Raw genomic sequence first — 6247 nt, forward strand, 5'->3', positions numbered from 1 at the left:
AGAGAGTATTCGAGAGCATTCCCCTTAAATACGAGGGACGGACACTACTGCAGTTATTGCCTCGAAAAAGCAGGGTTTAGCGTCAAAAATCGGGGTTTAGCGTCTGTGGTGTCCATAGCTCAGATTTCTGAGCGCCGTAATCGGCCGAGACCGCCTTTTCCTCTCGGCCTCATCTCCTCCCCCCTTATTGCCTCTGCCGGCAGCATAAAACCGCCCGTAACTCATCCTCCAACGCACCACCTGGGGGATATATCCCAGTACCTCTTATTACGACTATCCCCATTGCTCAGCAAAAACGTTTCTTTCGTAATTTTTACACCACAGCTAGTTAAGATCAGGCAATTGGGGATCGCTATGGGGCAACAAAGGTCCCATATCACCCCTCGCCCCACCCGTGCCACGCTCATTCCACCCTTTTCACCACTATCCCCTTCGCTCAGCAACGGTCAACACACCACACCACACCACGCCAAGCCTGCGCTACCCACTCACCCTGCCTATGCTACTCCACGTCACCCCGCGTCTTCGCTACCGACTTGCCACAACCCATACCCCCCTCGCCCCTCCCGTGCGACGCTCGTTCCATCCTTTTCACCACTATCCCCTTCGCTCAGCAACGATCTGAACGCCACACCTATACCACGCATATGTTATCCGATCATCACCCCCACGCTACAACTACGTTATCGGCTTTCTACATCCCATCCCACCTATTGCACAATCCGTGTGACGTCCTTCGCCACGCCCATTAAACCCTTTGCACCACCCGTACCATGCCCTTTGCCACGCTCAATGCTAAACTCACGCTATGTAGCAAGGCGGTAGCGTGGGCGCGGGGTGAGTGGGAAACACTGGCGTGGCATGGGCGCGGCGTGTCGAGGGGCGACATAGGCTCTGCATGTTGTGATGTGTCTATCGTTGCTGAGTGAAGGGGAGAGTGGTGAAAAGGGGCCGGCGAACCCATACCATAACAACAATAGCACCGCCACCGGCACCTAGCTCCTGCCACCTTCCCACACATGCAACAAAAAAACGAGCCCAGTGGACTCGGTTTCTATTACGCGTCGGTTCACATCCGTCATGTTGATGGGTTTTCTTTACAGTAGGGGCAATTTGCTTTATAATAATTACGTAATTACGTAATTATTATATTATATGGGGTGATGTCATGGCACCAAGAGACTACGGAGCGGAGCTGGACTCGTTAACGGCTCGGATGGAGCAGCTTGAGCGGCTTGTAGGCCAATGGATCGATCGAAGCGGTTCTCGGGAAGGTGCGGGTTCGAGTTCGGGTTCGGGTTCGGGTGTCTACCGTTACAGCCCGACCAGCGAACCGGCAGCTGACGGGCATGACGGTCTCGGAGCTCTGTTTTTCTCGGGACAATATAACGGCACGAACCGGCTGCGGTGGAGCCCGCAGCGCAAGAGCGTCGATCAGCTGCTAGGCGTCGATAGCGACAAGGCCGGGAAAATATTGTCCGCGATCGGCAATAAGCTGCGGCTCGATATTGTAACGGCCGTTCTCCACGAGCCGCTTACCGGCCCTGAAATCGTCGAGCGGCTAAACATGGGAACGACCGGCCAGCTCTACCATCACATTAAAGCTCTGCTTGGCGCCGACTTATTAGCCCAGGAAGAACGCGGCGGCAAGTACTATCTCCCTCCCCACCGGACGCTTCCGTTTTTGCTGCTGCTGGCGGCATGCTACGATTTGCTTGATACAAGCGATTACATGGAGCTGTTCCAAGTCAGAGACACACCTGATTCATATTTGGGGCGGTCCGACGACCATGACCCCCATCATTTGCTCTGGGCCGTCGTCGAAAACTCCATACTGGAGCACCAAGCGGGCTTTTGCAGCGAAATCAACATCATTCTTCAAAGCGACCATAGCATCACGGTGGCCGACAACGGGCGCGGAATTCCCGTTCAGGCGCTCGTGGGCACGGGCTCCAATACATCCCCGGTTCAGAAGGTGCTCACGGAGATGAAGGACCACAACACCAGCGCCGTCGTAAACGCCCCCGGCGGCATCAAGGGTATCAATATGCCCGTCGTGAACGCGCTCTCGCGGACGCTGTCCGTGGAGATTCGGCGCGAGGGAAAAATCTACCGCCAAGACTACAAGCACGGCATTCCGCAAACAGAGCTTATGATCATCGGTGTGACACAAGAAACCGGTACAAGCATTACCTTCCTGCCGGAACCGGATATTTTCCGCACGGGCTTTGATCTGGCCACGCTGGAAGAAAAAATTTCCGGGATCGCGACGATTTTTCCGAGGTTGACCGTTCATTTGCTTCCTTAAAACGAAGAGGCTCTCCGCTTTTTTTCGACGGAGAGCCTCCTTTCTGTTCCATTCATGCCCCGACTTCCACCAGCCTTTGAAACAACCGGTGAAAGTACTCTGCGGGGTGCGGTACGAAATCTTGTATTCCGACATTGCGCCGTTCGCCGATGAATCGATCTTCCGAATCCAACACCACGCCGTCGCAAACGATTTCCCCGCCGCTGTTCAACAATCGTTTAACATCTGCGGCCGCGATGCGAAATAAGCCCTTAACCTCTTCCTTTTGCAGCCGATACGAGGTCAATTCCATCTTGTTCTCCAATAAAAAAACATGGCAAAACTCACGGTCGATCAGCTGCTCTGAAATGTAAGCTTCCTGTTTGTAAACGCCGCATGAAACAAGGTCCGAGAATGCAACGTCAAGCCCAAGCTCTTCTTGCAGCTCCCGTGTGCCGTCCTCAACCGTTTCCCCCGCTTGCAAGTGACCCGCACAGGAGATGTCCAGCAAATTCGGATACGTATCTTTATCCTCGTGCCTAAGCTGGAACAACAAGCTAACTCCGTTTCCGCGCGGTTCGCGGCTCCAAATCCAGCATTGAAACGTTTGGTGCCACAATCCGTTGCGGTGAACGTCGGATCGGGAGGCTTTGCCGATCTTATTCATTTCCGGGTCAAATATATCAAATATTTCTTCCTTCAATACGGTTCATCTCAGCTCTCCAGTTAGATTCCTTATTTTCACTGTAAGTCATATCCCCGAATACCAGTCCAACACTCTCAAGGCGCGGAGCGTGTTCCAGCGGCTTGCCTTGCCTACTCCGGCCTCCATGTCGAAGTCGATTCGATCGGGGTGCGGGTTTTGCAGCGGCCACCGTCCGTTCCGGTGCTGCTTCTTCGCCGCCAAATCGACGGCTTCGGCGATCCTTTCATCCGGATTTACACCGGCACTGCGCAAATAGTCTAGACCGCGAAGAATGTCGTAATGGTAAGTAGTCGGAAATGAAAAACGCATCCAATTGCGATCGATCACCTTGCCGGATGACCGCGATCGAAACATGCCTCGGTCCATAAGATACTCTTGTGCCCGGATACGGGCTTCGGTTACCGCAGCGTCAGCACCTTTAGCATTCTCGTACTCCAATAATCCTTCCAGAACGCAGATGGTGCTGTGGAACGAGGAACGCCGGCTTGGCGGGGCGTTGCAGTTCCAGCCCCCGTCCTCAAGCTGCTCGCCGAGAAGACGATCAACCAGCCGGTCGCACGATTCGCCAAAGTAGGCGCCGGCTGCCAAAATCCGGCCATTAATACAGGGCTCGGTCTCTCCATCGAAAAAAGGCCTGCCGTCAAGCTGCCGCCAGGTAACGCGGTCACGCACCAGACCGATCGATCTGCGGGCCTCATCGCTCGCAGGATCCAATCCCAAGTCTTTCAGCAATACCAAAGTGTAGATCGTATGCTTCCAGGGCCACGGGTCGATGTCGGCCCCCCAGTGGCCCTCTGGTGTCTGCAATGAGAGAAGACGGGCTCCCCAGCCTTCCGTCGCGATCCGCGAACGTTCTGCGTTAACGGTCTCATCGGATTCTTTCATCAAGTCGCGCTTGACCTGCCAACGGATTGAAGGGTCCGAATCCAGCAGCCACTTGATCACCGCTCGCTTCGGTTTACTGAAAAGCCTTTCGGATTTCGGCTCTGCCATTTCGGATTCCTCCAATGTTAAAGATTGCTTCCGGATGTTTTACGGAATTACATTCGCCCCCAACCAATAATTTCCTGCATAAAACAAAAAAGTTCGAATCCCATTCGTGAGATCCGAACATAGAGCTTTAACTCGGGTTTGGCCCATAAGCCTCTTCTGATGTGAAGCGGCCGATACCTTTCAATGTGTAATCAAAAAATGCAAGGATAAGCTCATTCTCCTTCTCTATACAGTAGTATGGGTCAATGGTTGCTTTTCCGCCTTGCAGCATATTTGCGAGCAGAGGAGAGAAGAGCGTCAGATCGGTCAGGCTTAAATGTTTCGCGCCTTGAAAATGAACGGTATGCGCTTCCTTGAAGTTTTTGTCGGCGGCGTAATTTGCCGCATAAATAGAGTTGCGTCCAAGCTGGTTCCAAACATCGTCGGAATAAAGGTTAAGAATTGGCGTCATATAGGGCTTGCCGCTTGCCTCAAAATCACCGGACTCACTATTATAAACAATCTCGCTAAAGAACGGGGCATCAATATTTACGACCGCATTTACATCTTTCCGTTCTCCGCCGATCCAAACACTGGCTGCGCCGCCCATGGAATGCCCGAACACACCGATCTTATCTTTATTGATATGCTGATACACAGGTGCTTTATCGTTTTGCGATTTTCCAATGATTGTATCCATTACAAAATTCATGTCGTCCGTTCGCAGCTTCATCCATTTTTGAATGAGCTCATTGACCTGCTCAATTGTGTAAATGCCATCTTTGTTGACATTTTCGACTTCCTCAGTATATTCAGCATTCATTAAGGTAAAAGACCCGTCGTCCGAAACGGTATAAAAAGAATGATAAGGATGATCGATGGAGCATACTACATACCCGTGGCTTGCAAGCTCCCTAAAAGTAGATGAATTGCTTGTCTTAATACCGGATGCACCATGTGAGAATACCAGAAGCGGATACGTTCCGTCCGCATGGTCGGGATACCAAAATTGTACATTGACAGACCTTTTCTTACCGTTATCGGCAAATTCCTCGATGCGGTTTTGGTCTATGTAGGTGTATGTTGCAGTTTCGATACCGTATTGGCCCGTAACCTTCGGCAGTTTATGCTGAGGAAAAACAAGCGCAGGCACAAGTGCCAGGATTAGCAATAATGTCATTATTACGGCTTTTACGACAATACGGGAGGTTTTGTAACCGTGTTTACCCTTTTTATTACGAATGAGAGCAATTGTCCCGCTTCCCGCTAAAATGAATAGCAGAGCCGCTAGCAATACCCAGCGGAGGCTCCAGACAATTACCGATGAAAATACGAGAATTACGAATGTTATGAAAGCCGCAATTCTCGCCCAATTCCTAAACTTTTGATGGTTTTGCTTTGTTACAAAACAGTACACGGTAAAAGCAATCTCGAAAATCAATGCGACAAAAAATAATATCGTACCCACATATGTTCTCCTTTTCATTTTTTTGTGACTGTCAACGGAGCGATAGAGAGACACAATGAGAAGAGCATACTGCCGGCCCTAAACAGCGTCAAGAACATTTCACCTAAGTGAATTTCTCTTGTCGCTTTCGTAAGAGGTGGTCTTTGCCGCTCTGCAAAAAAAAAAAAAACGGATGCCGAAGCACCCGGTGGTTTATTATTTTGCCCTTAAATAAAAGTATACCAATCCGTCTCTCAGCTCGGAATCTCTTTCGAAGCCCAGCTTTTTTAATAACGCTATAGACCTTTCATTGTCCGGTTCTACGGTTGCGTCAATTGTGTTCAGCCCCATGTCTGCAAAACCGAACGCAACGACCGCCTTCATCGCTTCGCTCATGATCCCTTTGCCCCAGTAACGCTTTGCCAAATCGAATCCGATCTCCGCGACAAAACCGTCCTCCGACTTCCTTAAATAATGGAAACCGCATGTGCCGATGAGTTTTCCGGCGCTTTTATCGAATAAGCCCCAGCGGCAGCCCGCATCCTCCAGATGATACCGAATGATCTCCTCGGCCTCTTGCAAGTCCTTGCACGGTTCAATATCCATGAATTTGACGACCTCCTCATCGGCGAAGTGCGCAAACACCTCTTCCGTATGATGAAGGTCCAATATATTAAGCTGCAGGCGATCCGTCTCTAAGGACGGGTATTCAATTATTGGCTGGACTGACATTGCATTAACCTCGCTTCTCATTTACTAACGTTTTAGCCCTGCCATTAGCGGAACGAAACGGGTCAACCCCCTTAGTTTGGACACTTTCCACATCCATTCTTTC

General features: G+C 50.9%; 5 protein-coding genes. 1 reads left to right on the forward strand and 4 read right to left on the reverse strand.

Features of this window, described 5'->3' with window-relative positions; genetic code table 11:
* Positions 1-1168 precede the first annotated feature (1168 nt).
* Positions 1169-2308, forward strand: coding sequence for an ATP-binding protein (locus tag PT964_RS26085; RefSeq protein WP_274366286.1), 1140 nt, complete (start codon positions 1169-1171; stop codon positions 2306-2308).
* Between the two features lie 52 nt (positions 2309-2360).
* On the opposite strand, the gene PT964_RS26090 is transcribed toward PT964_RS26085, so the two are convergent.
* From PT964_RS26090 to PT964_RS26105, 4 genes are all read right to left on the reverse strand, one after another.
* The gene (locus tag PT964_RS26090; RefSeq protein WP_274366287.1) at positions 2361-2990 is read right to left on the reverse strand and encodes an NUDIX hydrolase; all 630 of its coding nucleotides are present in this window, start codon (positions 2988-2990) and stop codon (positions 2361-2363) included.
* A gap of 48 nt (positions 2991-3038) precedes the next feature.
* A complete protein-coding gene (locus PT964_RS26095; protein ID WP_274366288.1) occupies positions 3039-3986 on the reverse strand; it encodes a prenyltransferase/squalene oxidase repeat-containing protein in 948 nt (315 codons plus the stop codon).
* Positions 3987-4113: 127 nt separating this feature from the next.
* The gene (locus tag PT964_RS26100) at positions 4114-5433 is read right to left on the reverse strand and encodes an alpha/beta hydrolase family protein (RefSeq protein ID WP_274366289.1); all 1320 of its coding nucleotides are present in this window, start codon (positions 5431-5433) and stop codon (positions 4114-4116) included.
* Positions 5434-5628: 195 nt separating this feature from the next.
* Entirely contained in the window at positions 5629-6144 is a 516-nt protein-coding gene (locus tag PT964_RS26105) for a GNAT family N-acetyltransferase (RefSeq protein WP_274366290.1), read from the reverse strand.
* Positions 6145-6247: the final 103 nt, after the last annotated feature.

This window comes from Paenibacillus thermotolerans (genome assembly GCF_028745515.1).
GTDB lineage: Bacteria > Bacillota > Bacilli > Paenibacillales > YIM-B00363 > Paenibacillus_AE > Paenibacillus_AE thermotolerans.

What these genes read in the sequence shown, in the direction of transcription:
- PT964_RS26085 (WP_274366286.1), top strand. Translation starts at nt 1,169, where the DNA reads ATGGCACCAAGAGACTACGGAGCGGAGCTGGACTCGTTAACGGCTCGG.
- PT964_RS26095 (WP_274366288.1), bottom strand. Translation starts at nt 3,986, where the DNA reads ATGGCAGAGCCGAAATCCGAAAGGCTTTTCAGTAAACCGAAGCGAGCG.
- PT964_RS26105 (WP_274366290.1), bottom strand. Translation starts at nt 6,144, where the DNA reads ATGTCAGTCCAGCCAATAATTGAATACCCGTCCTTAGAGACGGATCGC.